Source organism: Hungatella sp. SL.1.14, from assembly GCF_024460495.1.
GTDB classification, from domain to species: domain Bacteria; phylum Bacillota; class Clostridia; order Lachnospirales; family Lachnospiraceae; genus Hungatella; species Hungatella hathewayi.
The window spans coordinates 1-297 of sequence record NZ_JANFYJ010000397.1 but is presented as its reverse complement, the minus strand read 5'-3'; the positions used below and the strand labels follow the sequence as shown (position 1 = coordinate 297).

The 297-nt window shown below is 54.9% G+C and carries 1 protein-coding gene; it reads left to right on the top strand.

The features are described 5' to 3' along the window. Window positions 1–101: 101 nt before the first annotated feature. The coding region (locus NE473_RS31535) for a hypothetical protein (protein ID WP_256265675.1) at window positions 102–297 on the top strand (196 nt) is incomplete at its 3' end.

Genomic DNA, 297 nt, shown 5'->3' with positions numbered 1-297 from the left:
CTCCCTGCGAAATGCGCGGGTGGAGGCGGGAAAAGGTGGCCTGTCCCGCATCGTGGCGTCTCTGTCCGTGCTGGAGTATGCCGATCCGGATCAGATGGTGGATGCTTTTTTTTAGAAATGATGAATACTATGGCAGCGAAATCGTCATAACCGGATTTATGAATAATCCAGAGGATGAGGAGCGGCAGTGCGCTGTGACGAAACGGCTGGCCGAGGCCGGTGAGGTGGGCCTGATTCTGTATTACGTCGGCCTCTTTATGCCGCTTCATCGCTTCCGGTATACGCGGCATAAAGAGG